This window comes from Bartonella sp. P0282, assembly GCF_048452985.1.
Lineage (GTDB): Bacteria > Pseudomonadota > Alphaproteobacteria > Rhizobiales > Rhizobiaceae > Bartonella > Bartonella choladocola.
The window spans coordinates 245,021-263,958 of the sequence record NZ_WTFO01000002.1 but is presented as its reverse complement, the minus strand read 5'-3'; the positions used below and the strand labels follow the sequence as shown (position 1 = coordinate 263,958).

Sequence of the window (18,938 nt, the reverse complement as noted above, 5' to 3'; positions counted from 1 at the left end):
AACCCGATGTCACAAAAAAACAAATCCCCCCGTCAAGTAGAACTCGAACAAGCAGCTCTCTTTTATCACCGTTATCCGAACCCCGGAAAACTTGAAATACATCCGACCACACCTTTGGGAAACCAGCGCGATTTGGCGCTTGCCTATTCTCCCGGTGTAGCTGCCCCTTGCGAGGCTATCCACGATGATCCGAAAACCGCCGCCGAATATACTGCACGCTCAAATCTGGTTGCTGTGGTCTCTAACGGTACGGCAGTCCTCGGCCTCGGCAATATCGGACCGCTCGCAGCCAAGCCGGTTATGGAAGGCAAGGCTGTACTCTTCAAAAAATTTGCCAATATTGATGTATTTGACATTGAAATAGATGCCAATGACATTCCCCATATTGTTGATACTGTTGCAGCATTGGAGCCGACTTTCGGCGGTATCAATCTCGAAGACATAAAAGCACCCGAATGTTTTGAAGTTGAAGAGCAACTCAGGGAGCGGATGAATATTCCGGTATTTCACGACGACCAGCACGGTACTGCCATTATCGTTGGCGCGGCCGTTATTAACGGACTTGAACTCGCTCACAAGAACATCAAAGATGTAAAAATTGTCGCTTCCGGAGCCGGAGCGGCCGCCCTTGCCTGCCTCAATCTATTGGTTCGCCTCGGAGCAAAAAAAGAAAATATCTGGGTGAGCGATCTTGAAGGCGTTGTTTATGAAGGGCGTGAAGCTTTGATGGATCGCTGGAAAAGCGTCTATGCGCAGAAAACCGATGCGCGCAAGCTTGACGACATCATCGGGGATGCCGACATTTTTTTGGGCGTTTCTGCCGGTAATGTTTTAAAACCTGAAATGGTAGCAAAGATGGCTAAAACGCCACTCATTCTTGCTCTTGCCAATCCGACACCTGAAATTATGCCGGAAGAAGCGCGGAAAGTACGCCCCGATGCAATGATATGTACCGGTCGTTCAGACTACCCCAATCAGGTCAATAATGTTTTGTGCTTTCCTTATATTTTCCGTGGTGCACTTGATGTCGGGGCAACGGCAATCAACGAGGAGATGAAAGCGGCGGCTGTCTATGCAATTGCAGCTCTCGCCAAAGAAGAACCTTCCGATGTGGCAGCTCGCGCCTATTCGGGCGAGGCCTTGAACTTTGGTCCGAATTATCTGATCCCCTCGCCTTTTGACCCCCGGCTTATTCTGCGCATCTCGCCAGCCGTTGCAAAAGCAGCGATGGAATCGGGTGTCGCGACACGACCGATCACGGATATGAATGCTTATATAGACAAGCTGAACCGCTTTGTTTTCCGCTCCGGACTTATCATGAAGCCGGTTTTTGCTGCTGCCAAATCTGCCCAACATAAGCGCGTTATTTATGCTGACGGTGAAGACGAGCGTGTACTTCGTGCCGCCCAAATTGTTCTTGAAGACCAGACTGCTGTTCCGATTCTGATCGGTCGTCCGGAAGTTGTCGAAGCACGATTGAAACGTTTTGGCTTAAGAATTAGGCCTGGCAAAGATTTCGAGCTGATTAACCCGCAAAACGACCCGCGCTACCGCGATTACGTTGATCTGCTTCTCCATTACACAGGGCGGCGTGGTGTCACACCGGAAGCAGCTAAAACCATTGTCCGGACATCTACAACCGCTATTGCCGCGCTGGCAGTCATGCGTGACGAAGCAGACGCGATGATTTGCGGCCTTGGCGGGCGTTTCAGCCGAAATCTCCAGCTTGTGGACCAGATTATCGGCCTTGAAAACAAAGTCGGGCAATTTTCTGCCTTGAGCTTGTTAATTTCACAGCGCGGAACGCTGTTTCTTACCGATACTTATGTGAATACCGATCCGACGGCAGAACAAATTGTCGAAATGGCCGCGCTTGCTGCCGAAGAGGTTCGCGGCTTTGGTATAGAGCCGAAAGTCGCACTGCTTTCACATTCCAATTTCGGTTCCAAGGATACAGATTCTGCGAAAAAGATGCGTAAAGCTTCGGAAATTCTCGCCGAACGTTTTCCCGATCTTGAATCGGATGGTGAAATGCATGGTGATGCTGCTCTCTCACAAATATTGCGTGATCGTGTTTTTCCCGGTTCCCGACTGAAGGGGGAAGCAAATCTTCTTGTTTTTCCAAATCTTGACGCTGCCAATATCACGCTCAACGTCGTGAAAAATCTGACAGATGCCCTGCATGTAGGGCCAATTCTGTTAGGTACGGCACGACCGGCCCATATTTTAACAACCTCGGTTACCTCGCGCGGCGTTGTCAATATGACTGCATTGGCTGTCCTTGAAGCAAATACAAAAAGGAATCAAAAACAAAACGGATAGGTTTCATCCTGTTCATTTTTTACCCGACTTGTCTTTGTAAACCGTATTCCGTCTCTTTTTTCATAAAAAAGCCTAATTGGAACGGGCTTTATAGTGGAAGAGGCGGAATATTGTTTCCGTGAAGCAATAAGAAATGTTAATTCTGCTTTCAGTCTTTTTTTTAATCGAGAAAGACGCTAGAAAGATTCGCTAAGAGGCTGGTTGACAGCCATAACAATTAAAAGGAATTGCACATTGACCTCTACGTTTGACAGAGTTGCCGACATCATCGCTGAAACAAGCGAGATCGATCGCAATACGATTAAGCCGGATAGCCATGCCATCGACGATCTGGGCATTGATAGTCTTGACTTTCTGGATATTGTTTTTGCTATAGACAAAGATTTCGGTATCAAAATACCGCTGGAAAAATGGACGCAGGATGTTAATGAAGGCAAAGTCGGAACTGATGAATATTTTGTTCTGGAAAATCTTTGCAAGAAGATTGACGAACTCGTTGAAGCCAAGAAAAACGCCGGATAATCTTATATAATGCCAAACAACCATTCTGTCGTCATTACCGGTATAGGTCTGATAAGCTCCCTTGGAGAGGGTGTCGAGAAACATTGGGAGATGTTGAATGCGTCTCCGCTCGCACCACACCTCGATCAGGAAAGCTTTGCTCCTTATACAGTTCACGCTCTTGGTGAAGTTGACTGGAGCCTGCAAATTCCCAAGCGCAGCGATCAGCGACAGATGGAAACATGGCAGAGATTGGGCACTTATGCAGCCGGTCTTGCATTGGAAGATGCCGGTGTCAAAGATGACCTTCCGGTAACTTCGACCATGGATATGATTGTTGCTGCCGGTGGCGGCGAGCGCGACATCAATGTCGATGTTGAAATTCTCAACAAAGGCAGGACATCAACAAACCGTGGTGTCATGTTGAATGAAACGCTTTCAACCGAATTACGGCCAACTCTTTTTTTGGCGCAATTATCCAATCTTTTGGCTGGTAATATCTCTATTGTTCACAAGGTTATCGGTTCTTCCCGTAGTTTCATGGGGGAAGAGGCAAGCGGTCTTGCGGCTTTTATGGTTGCAACTGCAAGAATTCGATCCGGCCAGAGCACCCATGCTCTTGTTGGAGGGTCTTATAATTCCCAACATTATGATATGCTTTTGGGACAGGAACTGGGACAACTTTTGAAACGGGACGGGTGGTCTCCGGTCTGGCAGCGGGAAAATTCCCAAGGCGGCGGGCTTGTTACCGGCTCAGGCGGTGTTTTCCTCGTTCTTGAAAGTTTGGAATATGCCAAAAAACGCGGTGCAAAGATTTACGCCACTGTTTCCGACTTTGTGACCGATCAAACAAACCGAAAAACCGCTTCCCTTGATAAAACATTGGAGAGAATGTTTGAACATGTCAAAGGAACCGGCGGGTCAGGACAAAATGATCTGGTTGTATCGGGTGCGTCAGGTGTGAAAGGCATCACCGGAACCGAAAAAGCTTTATGGGATAAAAGCGGACTTCCTTATCGTGGCGTTTCCACTTTGTTCGGTCATTGGCGTGAAGCCCAGTTTCCTCTGGCTTTGGCTCTAGGTGCTATAGCGATAAAGAAAAAACAAGCGTTCAAAGCCTTGAGTGAAGATGAAAAACCGTTCGACGGTAATCTTGAAAGCGTCATTGTTTCAACAGTTGGCACAACGAGAGCCGAAGGTATGGCACGGCTTATAGCTGGCTAAAGGATTTGTAATGGACAAATATACCGATCATCTGGGGCGGCCACTTGTCGCAATTACAGGGGCTGGAGTCATCAGCTCTTTAGGCCAAGGTAAAGAAGAAAATTGGCAAAAGCTTATCAATGGTGTCAGCGGTATCCACCGGATAACACGTTTTCCGGTTGACGGATTGACAACACAAATAGCCGGCACTGTCGATTTTCTTGAAGAAAGCCATGTCGGTGCTTCCGCTTTATCGGAAAAACTGGCAACTATTGCAGCAAGCGAAGCAATCAACGAAGCAGGGCTTGATGAAGCTGCATTTAACGGTCCATTGTTTCTGGCTGCTCCGCCGGTAGAACTGGATTGGAAATCACGTTTTGCACTTGATGCTGAAGTCGATCACGAAAAAGCTCCCTCCTATCAGGCTATTTTGGAAGTTTGTGCCAAAAATCCCCATCACAGTTTCTTCGAGACAACCCAATTCGGATATATAGCCGAACGATTGAAAGACCGGTTTGGAACAATTGGTTTGCCAATCACCTTATCGACCGCCTGTGCGTCCGGAGCAACAGCAATTCAACTTGGTGTTGAAGCGATAAGACGCGGCGAAACCGATCGTGCTTTGACTATCGGTACCGACGGTTCGGTGTCTGCCGAAGCGTTGATACGCTTTTCTTTGCTATCGGCTTTATCAACCCAGAACCAGATACCTGAAAAGGCTTCAAAACCTTTCAGCAAAGGCCGTGACGGTTTTGTCATGGCTGAAGGTGCGGGAGCACTTGTTCTTGAATCTCTCGAAAGCGCATTAAAACGCGGCGCGAAAGTTCTGGGGCTGCTTGCCGGATGCGGTGAAACGGCTGACGATTTTCATCGCACCCGTTCCAAACCCGACGCTTCGCCCGCAACCGGTTCAATGCGCAAAGCATTGGAAGATGCAGGCATCGGCATTGATGATATTGATTATATCAACGCCCATGGGACTTCCACGCCGGAAAATGAAAAAATGGAATATCTGGCTTTGTCGAATGTATTTGGCGAACATATCCATAAGGTTCCGGTGTCATCGAACAAGTCCATGATCGGCCACACATTGACCGCGGCCGGCGCTATAGAGGCTGTTTTTTCGCTTTTGACCATCCGGACAGGAATTATGCCACCGACCATCAATTATGATGAACCTGATCCGGCAATTCAGCTTGATGTTGTTCCAAACAAATGCCGCAAGGCGAAGGTGACATCTGTTCTTTCAAATTCTTTCGGGTTTGGTGGTCAAAACGAAAGTCTTGTCATCAGAGGCTATAACGGGTAACTCACCGTTTAGTTTTCTTCTCTGGCAAATTATTTTAAGAAGGATTGGTCATGCGCGCATTGCAATTGCTTGACGACAAACGTCTTGAATTAACCGAAATAGCACCACCTCCGGCTCCTGGTAATGGTGAAGTTACGGTCGAGATAAAAGCGGTAGCACTCAATCATATTGATGTTTGGGGCTGGCGCGGAATGGCCTTTGCAAAGCGTAAGTTACCACTGACGATCGGTGCTGAAGCTTCCGGAATTATCCGGTCAGTCGGTTCGGGCGTCGGCAATCTTCAGGTTGGCCAGCTCGTTTCCATTTACGGGGCAAAAACTTGTGGACTTTGTAAAGCTTGTCGTGAAGGACGTGATAATCTTTGCACGCATGTAAGTGGTGTTCACGGCTTTCATATTGACGGTTTTGCCTGCGAAGCGGTGAATTTGCCTGCTCGTTTATTGGTACCGGCACCACTTGATTGCGACGAAATTGACGCAGCCGTTGCTCCCATCACATTCGGTACAGTCGAACATATGTTGTTCGACAATGCCAAACTTCAACCCGGTGAAACCGTTCTTGTCCATGCTGGCGGCTCCGGTATCGGTTCTGCGGCGATCCAGTTGGCAAAGCGCATGGGCTGCACCGTCTATACGACGGTCGGCTCCGACAGCAAAATGGAAAAAGCAAAAGCTCTTGGCGCAGACGTTGTCATCAATTATCGCGATGATCGTTTTGAACATGTTGTGCGGAAATTGACCAAGAAAAAAGGTGTTGACGTGGTCTTTGAACATGTCGGTGCCGATACCTGGGCCGGTTCCATGCTTAGTCTGAAACGGGGCGGTCGTCTTGTCACCTGTGGTTCGACTTCCGGCGTCTCCACACAAATGAACCTGATGCAGCTCTTCCAACAACAATTGAAGATTTTCGGTTCTTTTGGCTGTCGCATGGAAAATATGGCCAATGCCATGCAAAAAATGGCGCAAGGTATTGTCCACCCCGTTATCGATACAATTGTTAATTTTGACGATATTGAAAAAGCACTGGAACGGATGGAAAGTCGTGAAGTGTTCGGTAAAATCATCCTGAAAATCAATTGATGCAGAAATTGCGTTTAAAGCTTATCCTTTTTCGTTTGCGGGCAAAGCTGAAAGACTGGTGGGACTGGTCTTGGGCCCATTTTGTTTCCGGATTGATGGCGCTTGTCAGCCACCTGCCTGCAAAGGCCGGCATCGGCTTTTTCGCGTGGTTTGCCCGCACTGTCGGGCCGTTACTGCCGCGCCACAAAATAGCGCTGGAAAATCTGCGCAAGGCATATCCTGAAAAAGATCCGCAATGGATCCGCAAAACCGCCCTTGAAATGTGGGAAAATATGGGGCGGTTATTTGCCGAATATGTGTTTCTTGACAAAATTTTTGACTTCAATCCGAATGATGAAAAACCGGGCCTCGTTGAAGTTGATGGAATTGATATTTTTGTCCGGCTTCGGGACGAAAAAAAGCCGCACATATTTTTCACAGCACATACCGGCAATTTCGAGCTTTTACCCATTTGTGCCGCAACTTTCGATCTCAATGTTACTGCGCTTTTTCGCCCCCCCAACAATCCCTATATTGCCAAACGCGTTTTAAAAGCGAGACGGACTGCAATGGGGCATCTCGTTCCCTCGAAAGCCGGTGCGGCCTGGGCGCTTGCGGGCAAACTTGCCGAAGGTGAAGATGTCGGTATGCTGGTCGACCAGAAATTTCGGCGCGGTATAAAAGGGACATTTTTCGGCAGACCTGTCAGAACAAATCCGCTATTGATTAAGCTTGCGCGCCAGTATGATTGCGATGTCTACCCTGCCCGCTCTATCCGGCTACCCGGAGGGCGTTATCGCCTTGAGCTTTATGAGCGTTTCGACTTACCCAAGGATGATGACGGTAATATTGACGAGGTCAAAGCCGCCCAGAAACTCAATGATATTGTCGAAACCTGGGTGCGTGAATATCCCGGACAATGGATGTGGTTTCATAAACGCTGGGACGATTAAAGCCGTCAGGGATAAGCGATATATCGCCTTTCCTTTGGTTTTTTATTGTCGTGTCGGAAAGCCGCCTTTAACCATCCGGATATTGCTGCTATTTCACAAAACCCGAAATCCTTTATGGTGACTAATAAATTTCACTCAGGCGGATTTAATAATTTTTGTAATTTCCCGCAAACACACCATCAGAATGTTCAATGATGACCTGACATTTTATCGTGCTTCGTTTTTGTTATATCGTGCTGTGCTTTTTCGTCGTTCCGACTGCAATTCAAACACACCGGCTCAACAGCGTGCCGGAACATAAAGAATAGCCAAGCTCCGGCAAGAAAGCTTGGTCTTTTGTCTGGTTACAAAACCCCTTATCCGGAAACAAAACCGGTTGTCGTGAGACGAAACCGCTTGTCAGAAGACAAAACCGCTTGTCAGAAGACAAGGCCGATGACAGCTTCACTGCGGGCAAACACAGCCATTTGCCCGCTATGAAACCCGCCCGATTTTCCGGATGAAAGCTGATAACCGGAAACTTTTTTAAAGTAAAACGGGCGAGCCGGGAGCGTTACATGTGACGGGCTGACGAGTGAAAATAAACCGGCTCAGTCAGCAACAGCGACCATGACATCGGAAGATTTTATAACAGCAGCGGCTTGTTCACCTTCCTTCAACTGTAGATCATCAACCGCTTCGTTGGTGATGGAGGCTGTTACAATTGCGCCACCAATATCAATCTGGACATGGGCGGTTGTAGCACCCTTTTTGATGGCTACAATCTTACCCTTCAATATATTACGTGCACTAATTTTCATGATATTTCCTTCTTAATAAAACCCTATTTATAACCATCTGGGTTCTTGACCTGAAAATTCCACATATCGGTGCACATTTTTTCCAAATCTTTTTCGGCACGCCAATGAAGCTTTTCAAATGCGGTTGATGGATTGGCAAAAAATTCCCCAATATCACCGGGGCGTCTTGGCCCGACTTCATATTTTATTTTCCTGTTGGATATATGTTCAAATGCCTTGATAACATCCATCACGCTATAGCCGCGCCCACGCCCAAGGTTGATGACATCGCAACCGGGATGTTCCAAGGTTTTCAAGGCTCGTAAATGCCCCTCTGCCAAGTCACTCACATGAATATAATCACGCACTCCGGTTCCATCTTCGGTATCATAATCATTCCCCCAGATCATCACTTTATCGCGTCTTCCGGATGCAGCCTGAGCAATAATCGGCATAAGATTATTGGGTGTTCCTTTAGGATCTTCACCAATCAATCCGCTCTCGTCGGCGCCGACGGGATTAAAATAACGCAGAATCGAAAATGCCCATGTCGGATCACTCGCGTAAAAGTCACGCAACATATTCTCGACTGTCAATTTCGTGCGACCATAAACGCTTACAGGATTGAGGGGATGTTTTTCATCGTAAGGGAGATATTTCGGAACACCATAAACAGTAGCAGTTGAAGAAAAAACCAATTTCTTGACGCCGGTTGATTTCATGGCTTGCAATAGCCTTAAACTGCCAACAACATTGCAATCGTAATAGAGGTCAGGTTTTTTTTCCGATTCGGCAACCGATTTTAGCCCCGCGAAATGCATAACAGCATCACACTTATGATGCTCCAGAACATATTCAACAAAGCTTCGATCCCTTATATCGCCAGACTCATTGATCGGAGCACGTCCGGTAATTTTTTCTATCCTGCGCAATACTTCAGGATGACTGTTGCCGAAATTATCTAGAATAACGACGCGATAGCCGGCCTTCATAAGTGCGACACAACAATGCGACCCAATGTAACCCGCTCCACCAGTTACCAGAATATTCATAATAAAACCCGTAAAACACAACAGATGTGACTTTTATGAAAGAATTCTCTATCACTGACAAGCCGCAACAAGGAATATTTTAGAACGCTTTTTAACTTCCGAAGGATAATAAAATGGAACCTTCCAAAAATATAAACCGGCTCATCGAAATCATGAAGTCTTTACGTGATCCTGAAACCGGTTGTCCTTGGGACAAAGAACAGAACTTGAAAACTATCGTTCCTTATACAATCGAGGAAGTTTACGAGGTCGCTGACGCTATTGAACGCGACGATAAATATGATCTTTGCGAGGAATTGGGCGATCTGCTTTTGCAGGTCGTTTATTATGCCCGAATAGCGGAAGAAGAAGGAAGTTTCGACTTTGGTGATGTCGTTTACGCAATCACAAAAAAGATGATACGCCGTCACCCGCACGTTTTCGGAACAGCCGAACAAAAAGAGCGCGGACTTATCAAAGGCGAATGGGAACGTATAAAAAAAGAAGAAAAAGCCGAAAGACTGGAGAAGCGCAACAAGGCAGGTCTTCCCGATGACACTAAAAAAGGCTACCTCGCAACCGTAAAAACAGCTCAACCGCCGGAAAAGGAAGCCATTGCTTTACAAGAAAGAGCAGCACAAACCGGATTTGACTGGGTAAGACCGGAGCCTGTTTTTGAAAAAATTGACGAGGAATTATCAGAACTCGAAGAAGCGCTGCAAACGGGCGAGAAAAAAAATATCGAAGACGAATTTGGTGATGTCTATTTTACCGTTCTCAATCTGGCACGAACGCTCGACATTTCACCGGAAAATGCTTTGAAAAAAGCCAACAAAAAATTCCGTTATCGTTTCAATTTTATTGAAAACGCATTGGCAAAACAAAATAAAACCTTGTCAGACGCGAACCTCGAAGAGATGGAGAATTTTTGGAACGAAGCCAAACTTGTAAAGCGGTGAACGCCTGATTGTGTGATCGGAAAAAGAACACCTTTGGCGGCGAAACTGAAGGAATTAGAACCGTCAACCGGCAAAACAAGCTTGAACAACGACACCACTTGGCGACGGTGATAACCGAATAACACCTGATAATTCAGGTTGTTATTATTCGGGTTATTTCTGCGCCATCTCCAGATCGGCTTGGGCGACAGGCCGAATTTCCACTGATAGCCCGCAACCGCAAGCAGATGTCTGATTGGGGTTATTGAAAACAAAACCCGTGTGCAAAGTCGTTTTCTCGAAATCTATCTGTGTTCCAAGAAGAAACAGCGTCGCTTCGCGGGATACAAAAACACGAGCACCATCATCCTCTGCGAGATCGGCATTTTCAACAGCCGATTCGGCAAGATCCACGGTGTATTCCATGCCCGCACAACCACCTTTTTTTACGCCGACGACAATTCCATATGCATTATTGTCATGCATAATATCTTTGATGCGCTCCTTGGCAGCATCAGTCATGGTGATTACTGAAAATCCGGCCATAGAATGGATAACTCCTTTAAAATCCTTGCTGCTAATCTGGTGTCTTAAACGTTTTCCGTCAAGGTACAGTTCTACTTTGATGCGAAACTGAACGAATGTTAGAATACCAAAAAACCGAAATTGGTGCTAATCACTAATGGGTTCAAATTGCTTCAGCTGAAATCTGATTATTCCGATGCGTCATTTTACTATTTTCTGTTTCACAATTATTGCTTTTGCCAACATCATTACGGGAACACATGCTGCCGACATAGAAAACGGCAAAATTGTTTTTAAACGATGTGCCGCCTGTCATAATGCCGACAAACCCGATAATCGTATTGGTCCGACGCTGCAAGGCATCATAGGCCGCAAAGCGGGATCGCTGGACGGTTACCGTTATTCTCCCGCAATGATAAATGCCGGCCGGAATGGTCTTGTCTGGAATAGAGAAACACTCATAACCTATCTTCATAATCCGCAAGGAATGGTGAAGGGAACCCGCATGGCGTCAATCCGTCTCAATGATGATTCGGATATTGATGACCTTATCGCATATCTCGAATCTGTTTTGCCGCGTCAAAATGAAAAATAAGGAACGTGACGAAAATCCGGTATAATGGAATAGCTGTTCAGTAGGTTACGGAAAGTCGCTTACGAAAAATCGGGCAACCGTCACTTAAAGCTAAAGAACCATTCGACCAGCAAAAACAGAGTAGCCAAACTGACTTTTCAACCGGAAAATCCCCTGTTTATCAAAATTTTATACGGCTTCCGGCCAACAAACCGGAACTGGTATTATAGGGATTAGACTTTTTGAAGTGCTAATTCAAAATTTTAAAAATTTCCCTTTACTGAAACTCCCTTTTGCCCCCTTTTTTTAGCAGCGTCCCATTTTGCCAGAACTCCCCTTTGTCAGAAACCTGTTTGGTGTCCCCATTTTGTCGGAACTCCCCGTTGTCGGCAACACGTCTGGCAGCCTCGCTTGCCGCCCCCCCCGTTGCCAAAAACACTATATCACCGACAGAGCTCCAATAATGCGATCAACGAAGTTAACGGCAAGCGCGCGTTCGCAAGCCGAGAGCTTTCAATCATAAAATTCCACAGGCTCGATAGCTCGTGTTCCGGCCAGTTTTGCGGCCAATTTAACCCTCAATAATGAATTGGGATCGTGTTTTTCCCGATTTTGATATTTTTTAAGAATTTTTCACTTGCCTTTGTAACGCTAGTATTTTAGGCCATCTTCACGGCTCGGAGCGTAGCGCAGTCCGGTAGCGCACTTGACTGGGGGTCAAGGGGTCGTGGGTTCGAATCCCGCCGCTCCGACCATTCTTCTTCCAAGATATTAGTCGTTGTTCTGACAGATAGAATCGTTTTCGATTACCAGCGGTAAAACGGTGCTGCAGACGCAAAATTCATTATTCTTTCTTTATTTCAATCAGTTTCTGATATGCGCATGAAACAATTGTAGCATCCGCTTGGCCGACCACATATAACTGCGGTCAGGTCAATCCCGTGGCTCCGGCGTAGTCAAGTAAACAAAAACTTCCATTAAAAATTTTCAATATAAAAAGGCTCCGGAAATTCCGGAGCCTCGAAGCACTAGATATATCGCGGCTAGCCCGCTTGTTATCGTCGATTTAACGAGGCAGCAACGTCTCGCCCATCAGGAATTCATCAATGGCACGGGCAGCCTGACGCCCTTCCCTGATCGCCCAGACAACAAGTGACTGGCCACGTCTGACATCGCCGGCGGCAAAAAATTTATCGATACTGGTTTTATAATTATTCGTATCAGCCAGAACAGAGTGCGCACCCCGACGGTCGACTTTCAGCTTCAAACGGTCTCCCAATTCACTGCAGACGCCTGCTTCAAACGGTCCGGCAAAACCGATAGCAATAAATGCAAGATCGGCACGAATAAAAAATTCGGTACCGGCTATCGGCTTGCGGTGCTCGTCGACATGACAGCATTTTACATGGGTCAACTCGCCGTTTTCGGCAATAAATTCAAGCGTAGCAATCTGAAACTCGCGCTCGGCACCTTCTGCCTGACTTGTCGATGTACGCATTTTTGTTGCCCAATATGGCCAAACACTGAGCTTGTCTTCTTTTTCCGGAGGTTGCGGGCGAATATCAAGCTGGGTTACTTTAACCGCCCCCTGACGGAAGGCAGTGCCCACACAATCGGATGCCGTGTCACCACCGCCAACAACAACGACATGCTTTCCGTCGGCAGTAATAGACGGTGAAGGCCAACCGACCGATTCAATATTTTCACGACCGACCCGTTTATTTTGCTGCACAAGATAGCACATAGCATCATGTACACCATGAAAATGAACGCCGGGTATGTCAATTTTGCGCGGAGTTTCGGAACCCCCGCAATAAAGCACGGCATCATATTCGTTCAACAGATCGTCGACAGCCTTATCCACGCCAATATTGACACCGCAGTAAAAAGTGACACCCTCACCTTCCAATTGCTCGACACGGCGGTCGATGTGATGTTTTTCCAACTTGAAATCGGGAATACCGTAACGCAACAGCCCACCGGGGCGGCTTTCCCTTTCGTAAACGTCGACCATATGGCCGGCACGGGCAAGTTGTTGTGCAGCAGCCAAACCTGATGGTCCCGATCCGATAATCGCAACCCTCTTTCCCGTTTTTGATTCATTGGGTCGGGGCGCAAAAAAACCGAGTGCAAAAGCTTTGTCAGCAAGTGTTTGCTCGATTGTTTTGATGGTGACCGGCATATCCTCAAGGTTGAGCGTGCATGCTTCCTCACAAGGTGCCGGACAAACGCGACCTGTAAATTCAGGAAAATTGTTGGTGGACAAAAGATTGCTGATCGCTTCTTTCCAATTCCCCTTATAAACGAGGTCGTTCCAATCGGGTATCTGGTTATTGACCGGACACCCTGTCGAACCGTGGCAATAAGGAATTCCGCAATCCATACAACGTGCAGCCTGTTTTTGCACCTCTGCCTCGGACATCGGAATTGTAAATTCACGAAAATGGCGGATGCGATCAGAAGCTGGTTGATACTTCTGCGATTGGCGATCTATTTCAAGAAAACCGGTTACTTTACCCATTTGTTGTTTCCGTATCTGACTTTTGAACGATGTATCTGGCTGCCGATTATTCGGCAGCCGTTTCCATACGCATCTGTTCCATTTCTTCCAAAGCGCGGCGATATTCGACCGGCATGATTTTGACGAATTTCGGGCGATATTGATCCCAATTATCAAGGATCTCTTTTGCCCTTTCAGAGCCTGTATAGTGAAGATGATTGGCAATCATCTGCGCCAGCCGTTCTTCATCGTGGTGGGTCATATTGGCCGATACGTCGACACGGCCTTTATGCATAAGGTCACCACCATGATGGTGAAGTTTTTCAAGCATATCGTCTTCTTCGGGAACCGGCTCAAGTTCGACCATAGCCATATTGCATCTTTGTGCAAAATCGCCTGCCTCATCAAGCACATAGGCAACACCGCCCGACATACCTGCTGCAAAGTTGCGTCCGGTTTTGCCGATCACCACAACAATGCCACCGGTCATATATTCACAACCGTGGTCGCCGACACCTTCAACAACCGCAGCCACACCGGAATTGCGTACAGCAAAACGCTCTCCCGCAACGCCACGGAAATAGCATTCACCTTCAATGCCGCCATAAAGTACGGTGTTACCAACGATGATCGAATCTTCGGCGACAACATTGCTATCTTCCGGAGGACGAACAATTATCCTGCCGCCAGAAAGCCCCTTGCCGACATAATCGTTACCATCACCAATGAGATCGAAGGTTATCCCCTTGGCAAGAAACGCACCGAAAGATTGACCGGCTGTGCCTTTGAAGTGGATGTTGATTGTATTATCGGGCAAACCTTTATGGCGGAAATGCCGCACAACTTCTCCCGACAACATGGCACCAACCGATCTGTCAACATTGCGTACCAATGTCTCGAATTCGACAGGCTTTTTATCATTCAAAGCGGCCTGTGCTTTCTCGATAAGCTTGCGATCGAGAATATCCTCGATCGGATGATGTTGACGTTCGGTATGCCTTATCTGCTTCTTCTCGGCATCCGGTTTATAGAATATCCGGCTGAAATCGAGCCCCTTTGCCTTCCAATGATCGATTGCCGGCTGTTTATCCAACAAATCCGACTGACCGATAATATCATCAAGCTTTTTGAAGCCCATATGTGCCAGAATAGCGCGCACTTCCTCGGCAAGATAGAAGAAGAAGTTGATAACGTGTTCAGGCGTTCCTTTGAAACGCTTGCGCAATACAGGATCCTGCGTCGCAACGCCGGTCGGGCATGTGTTAAGATGGCATTTCCGCATCATGACACAGCCTGCCGCAATCAGCGGAGCTGTAGCAAAGCCGAATTCATCTGCCCCCAGAAGTGCGCCGACAATAACGTCCCGACCGGTGCGCAAACCGCCATCGACCTGCAATGCCACACGCGAACGCAAACCGTTAAGTACCAAGGTTTGCTGGGTTTCGGCGAGCCCCATTTCCCAAGAAGAACCGGCATTTCTGACCGATGTCAAGGGAGCTGCCCCTGTACCGCCATCATAACCCGATATGGTGATATGATCCGCACGTGCTTTTGCAACGCCAGCAGCGACTGTTCCAACACCAACCTCGGAGACGAGTTTGACAGAAATGTCAGCGTATTCATTAACATTTTTCAAATCGAAAATCAGTTGTGCCAGATCTTCAATCGAGTAAATGTCATGGTGAGGGGGCGGTGAAATCAGGCCGACACCTTGCGTCGAGTGACGGGTCTTGGCAATTGTTGCATCAACTTTATGTCCCGGCAATTGTCCGCCTTCTCCGGGCTTTGCTCCCTGAGCCACTTTAATCTGGATGACATCTGCATTCACCAGATATTCGGCAGTAACACCGAAACGCCCCGACGCTACCTGTTTGATAGACGAACGCTCGGGATTTTGTGTGCCATCAGGCAAGGGATAGAGGCGATCGGGTTCCTCTCCACCTTCACCGGTATTGGATTTTCCGCCAATTTTATTCATGGCGCGAGCCAATGTGGTATGAGCTTCACGAGAGATAGAGCCAAAAGACATAGCGCCCGTTGAAAAACGCTTTACAATTTCAGATGCCGGTTCGACATCCTCGATAGCAACCGGTTTAGCACCACGTTCCTCGGCACTTTTGATCTTGAAGAGACCACGTATCGTCTTGGCACGCGCTGTTTCACCATTGATACGTTGTGAATAAGCCGTAAACAGTGCCGGATTGGATGTGCGAACAGAATGCTGTAAGCTTGCAACCGCATCCGGTGTCCAGATATGTGTTTCACCGCGGATACGATAGGCATATTCACCACCGACATCCAGAGAGTTGAGAAGAACAGGATCATTGCTGAACGCCGACGTATGCCGTCTTACCGTTTCGGTTGCAATCTGATCGAGATCAACACCTTCAATTGTTGTGGCTGTTCCCGTAAAGAAACGGTCTACAAAAGACTGCTTCAGACCGACCGCATCGAAAATTTGCGCTCCACAATAGGACTGATAAGTCGAAATGCCCATTTTGGACATAACCTTGAGCATGCCTTTACCGATCGACTTGATGTAACGATAGATAACTTCATGCTCTTCCACTTCCTTCGGAAACTCGCCGCGCTCGAACATATCAATCAAAGTATCAAATGCGAGATAGGGATTGATTGCTTCCGCGCCATAACCGGCAAGACAACAAAAATGGTGGATTTCACGCGGCTCACCGGTTTCGACAACCAAGCCGACAGAAGTGCGCAACCCTTTTCTAATCAAGTGATGGTGTACGGCAGCCGTTGCAAGCAATGCAGGAATCGGTATGCGATCCGGTCCAATCTGGCGATCGGAGAGGATGATAATATTGTAACCGCCGTGAACTGCAGCCTCGGCGCGCTCGCAAAGCCGCTCGACCGCACCTTCAAGACCGGCTGCGCCTTCCTGTACAGAATAGGTAATATCGATTGTCTTGGTATCAAAATGATCTTCCGTCTGGCCAATCGCTCTGATTTTCTCAAGATCACCATTGGTCAAAATCGGTTGGCGAACTTCCAGTCTCTTCCTACGGGATGTTCCGATCAAATCGAATATATTCGGCCGCGGACCGATAAATGAAACCAAACTCATCACCAGTTCTTCACGTATCGGGTCAATCGGGGGGTTCGTTACCTGCGCGAAATTCTGCTTGAAATAGGTATAAAGCAATTTCGACTTGTCGGACATTGCCGAAATCGGCGTATCAACGCCCATCGAACCAACCGGCTCCTGTCCGGTTGTTGCCATGGGAGAAAGCAAAAATTTCTTGTCTTCCTGCGTATAACCGAATGCCTGCTGACGGTCGAGGAGCGAAACATCCTTACGCAGTGATCTAGGTTCGACCGGAGCCAGATCTTCCAGAATAAGTTGGGTATTATCAAGCCATTTGCGATAAGGATGTTTGGAAGCAATTTCCGACTTTATTTCTTCATCGGAAACAATGCGCCCTTCTTCGAGGTTGATAAGCAGCATTTTTCCCGGCTGCAAACGCCATTTGCGAACAATGTGCTTTTCCTCCACCGGAATAACACCGGCTTCGGAAGCCATAATGACATAATCATCATCTGTGACAATATAACGTGCAGGACGCAAACCGTTACGGTCAAGGGTAGCACCAATCTGGCGGCCATCTGTGAATGCTATTGCGGCAGGTCCATCCCATGGTTCCATCAGCGCTGCATGATATTCGTAAAACGAGCGTCTTTCGACACTCATCAGACTATTGCCCGCCCATGCTTCCGGAATAAGCATCATCATTGCATGTGGAAGCGAATATCCACCCTGACAGAGAAATTCCAAAGCATTGTCGAAACACGCAGTATCCGACTGGCCTTCATAAGAGATAGGCCAGAGCTTGGAAATATCGTTACCGAAAAGCTCCGAGTCGACGGAAGCCTGACGGGCAGCCATCCAGTTCACATTTCCCCTCAACGTATTGATTTCACCGTTATGGGCAATCATACGGTAAGGGTGGGCAAGCTTCCATGATGGAAACGTGTTGGTTGAAAAGCGTTGGTGAACAAGCGCCAAAGCACTTTCAAAACGCTCGTCCTGCAAGTCTTTATAATAAGCACCGACCTGAAAAGCCAGAAACATGCCTTTATAGATAACCGTGCGCGATGACAAACAAACAACATAAAAGCCGTTATCCCTGCCACCGGTTTCATGGAAAATGCGGTTTGATATGACTTTACGTAATACAAAAAGACGACGCTCAAAATCATCATCCGACTTGATCGACGGATCACGAGCAATAAAGACCTGCCGGTGAACAGGTTCGGTTGCAACAATAGCCGGAGCCTTGGAAAGCGAAGAATTATCAACCGGCACATCGCGAAACGCTATGAAATGCTGCCCTTCGGAAGCAATCACTTCCTTGACGATCTGTTCGATATGGGCGCGCATGGCTTCGTCACGTGGCATAAAAATATGTCCGACAGCATATTGGCCGGCCTTCGGTAATTCTACACCCTGTTCAGCCATAACTTCGCGAAAAAAACGATCCGGTATCTGCACCAATATACCGGCACCATCGCCGACTAGCGGATCAGCCCCGACAGCGCCGCGATGGGTCAGATTTTCGAGCATGAAAAGCCCGTCTTCGATGATTTTATGCGACTTTACATTTTTTAACTGGGCAATAAATCCAACGCCACAGGCATCATGCTCATTGCGGGAATTATACAACCCCTGCGCAGCAGGAAGTCCATAAGCGGCCGTAGCACCCCCACTCGATAATGATGACGTTATCGACCCCTTTTGAGTAATATTATTACCTGAAGTAACGCTATCCGACATTTAGAAAGCCCTTTTTACGAAAACCGATCCAGAAATTATGACAGAAAATTGCTGATCCATTCTGCAAAAACTGTGAATGGCACTGCATAATCTCTCTTTTTTTAAGCTATGTCAGAAAGGTTCTAAGTTTTCAACTGGCAAATGTTAAAATTGAAATTTTATTTCAATAATTTTAATTATTTTTTATTTTTATTGTTTTAAAATTGATTTTTAATTCATATTATTTTTTTAACGCGTTTTTTAGACGGTGATAATAACAAAATTCTGGAAGTTCGCCCCGGTTTTATCCGGACTCCTTCTCTTCCGGCATGGTGTTGCAACGGGCCGATACATGAAGAGACACTATACACATCCTAATACCCGATAAATCTGTTTCGGAGATTGTTCGGGACATTTTCTAACTGTCCTCCCAGAATGGCAGAAATAAAAAAGGCGTGCCCCATGTTAAAC

13 protein-coding genes and 1 tRNA gene are annotated in these 18,938 nt (G+C 47.2%); 9 read left to right on the top strand and 5 right to left on the bottom strand.

The window, feature by feature from the left end; genetic code table 11:
- Window positions 1–6: 6 nt before the first annotated feature.
- The 6 genes from GQS64_RS06550 (at window position 7) to GQS64_RS06525 (ending at window position 7,346) form a co-directional block, all read left to right on the top strand.
- Window positions 7–2,322 carry an NADP-dependent malic enzyme gene (locus GQS64_RS06550; protein ID WP_077992007.1) on the top strand — a complete coding sequence of 772 codons (2,316 nt, stop codon included), beginning with the start codon at window positions 7–9 and terminating at the stop codon, window positions 2,320–2,322.
- Window positions 2,323–2,556: 234 nt separating this feature from the next.
- Window positions 2,557–2,844 carry an acyl carrier protein gene (locus GQS64_RS06545; protein WP_077992005.1) on the top strand — a complete coding sequence of 96 codons (288 nt, stop codon included), beginning with the start codon at window positions 2,557–2,559 and terminating at the stop codon, window positions 2,842–2,844.
- 9 nt (window positions 2,845–2,853) lie between these two features.
- Window positions 2,854–4,047, top strand: coding sequence for a beta-ketoacyl-ACP synthase (locus GQS64_RS06540; protein WP_198231039.1), 1,194 nt, complete (start codon window positions 2,854–2,856; stop codon window positions 4,045–4,047).
- Between the two features lie 10 nt (window positions 4,048–4,057).
- Window positions 4,058–5,335, top strand: a complete 1,278-nt coding sequence (locus GQS64_RS06535) for a beta-ketoacyl-ACP synthase (RefSeq protein WP_198231038.1) — start codon at window positions 4,058–4,060, stop codon at window positions 5,333–5,335.
- A gap of 50 nt (window positions 5,336–5,385) precedes the next feature.
- On the top strand, window positions 5,386–6,414 hold the full coding sequence (locus tag GQS64_RS06530; protein ID WP_198231037.1) for a zinc-binding dehydrogenase: 1,029 nt from the start codon (window positions 5,386–5,388) through the stop codon (window positions 6,412–6,414).
- Window positions 6,414–7,346: a lipid A biosynthesis lauroyl acyltransferase gene (locus GQS64_RS06525; protein ID WP_198231036.1), complete on the top strand. Its 933-nt coding sequence runs from the start codon at window positions 6,414–6,416 to the stop codon at window positions 7,344–7,346. The genes GQS64_RS06530 and GQS64_RS06525 overlap by 1 nt, the downstream gene beginning before the upstream one ends.
- Window positions 7,347–7,936: 590 nt before the next feature.
- On the opposite strand, the gene GQS64_RS06520 is transcribed toward GQS64_RS06525, so the two are convergent.
- Together GQS64_RS06520 and galE are read right to left on the bottom strand one after the other, a co-directional pair.
- Entirely contained in the window at window positions 7,937–8,146 is a 210-nt protein-coding gene (locus GQS64_RS06520) for a TOBE domain-containing protein (RefSeq protein WP_198231035.1), read from the bottom strand.
- A 23-nt stretch (window positions 8,147–8,169) separates the two neighbouring features.
- Complete coding sequence (gene galE, locus GQS64_RS06515; protein WP_077991989.1) at window positions 8,170–9,177, bottom strand: UDP-glucose 4-epimerase GalE; 1,008 nt, start codon at window positions 9,175–9,177, stop codon at window positions 8,170–8,172.
- A 113-nt stretch (window positions 9,178–9,290) separates the two neighbouring features.
- Between galE and mazG the strand changes: the two genes are divergently transcribed.
- A complete protein-coding gene (gene mazG / locus GQS64_RS06510) occupies window positions 9,291–10,115 on the top strand; it encodes a nucleoside triphosphate pyrophosphohydrolase (RefSeq protein ID WP_198231034.1) in 825 nt (274 codons plus the stop codon).
- A 153-nt stretch (window positions 10,116–10,268) separates the two neighbouring features.
- Here mazG and GQS64_RS06505 read toward each other — a convergent pair whose 3' ends face one another.
- Window positions 10,269–10,640, bottom strand: a complete 372-nt coding sequence (locus GQS64_RS06505; protein WP_077991986.1) for an iron-sulfur cluster assembly accessory protein — start codon at window positions 10,638–10,640, stop codon at window positions 10,269–10,271.
- 175 nt (window positions 10,641–10,815) lie between these two features.
- Between GQS64_RS06505 and GQS64_RS06500 the strand changes: the two genes are divergently transcribed.
- Both GQS64_RS06500 and GQS64_RS06495 read left to right on the top strand, forming a co-directional pair.
- A complete protein-coding gene (locus tag GQS64_RS06500; protein ID WP_198231033.1) occupies window positions 10,816–11,214 on the top strand; it encodes a c-type cytochrome in 399 nt (132 codons plus the stop codon).
- A gap of 657 nt (window positions 11,215–11,871) precedes the next feature.
- Window positions 11,872–11,948 (top strand) — tRNA-Pro (locus GQS64_RS06495).
- Window positions 11,949–12,259: 311 nt separating this feature from the next.
- On the opposite strand, the gene GQS64_RS06490 is transcribed toward GQS64_RS06495, so the two are convergent.
- A complete protein-coding gene (locus GQS64_RS06490; RefSeq protein ID WP_198231032.1) occupies window positions 12,260–13,714 on the bottom strand; it encodes a glutamate synthase subunit beta in 1,455 nt (484 codons plus the stop codon).
- Between the two features lie 46 nt (window positions 13,715–13,760).
- Entirely contained in the window at window positions 13,761–18,458 is a 4,698-nt protein-coding gene (gene gltB / locus GQS64_RS06485; RefSeq protein WP_369805247.1) for a glutamate synthase large subunit, read from the bottom strand.
- Between the last annotated feature and the right edge of the window lie 480 nt (window positions 18,459–18,938).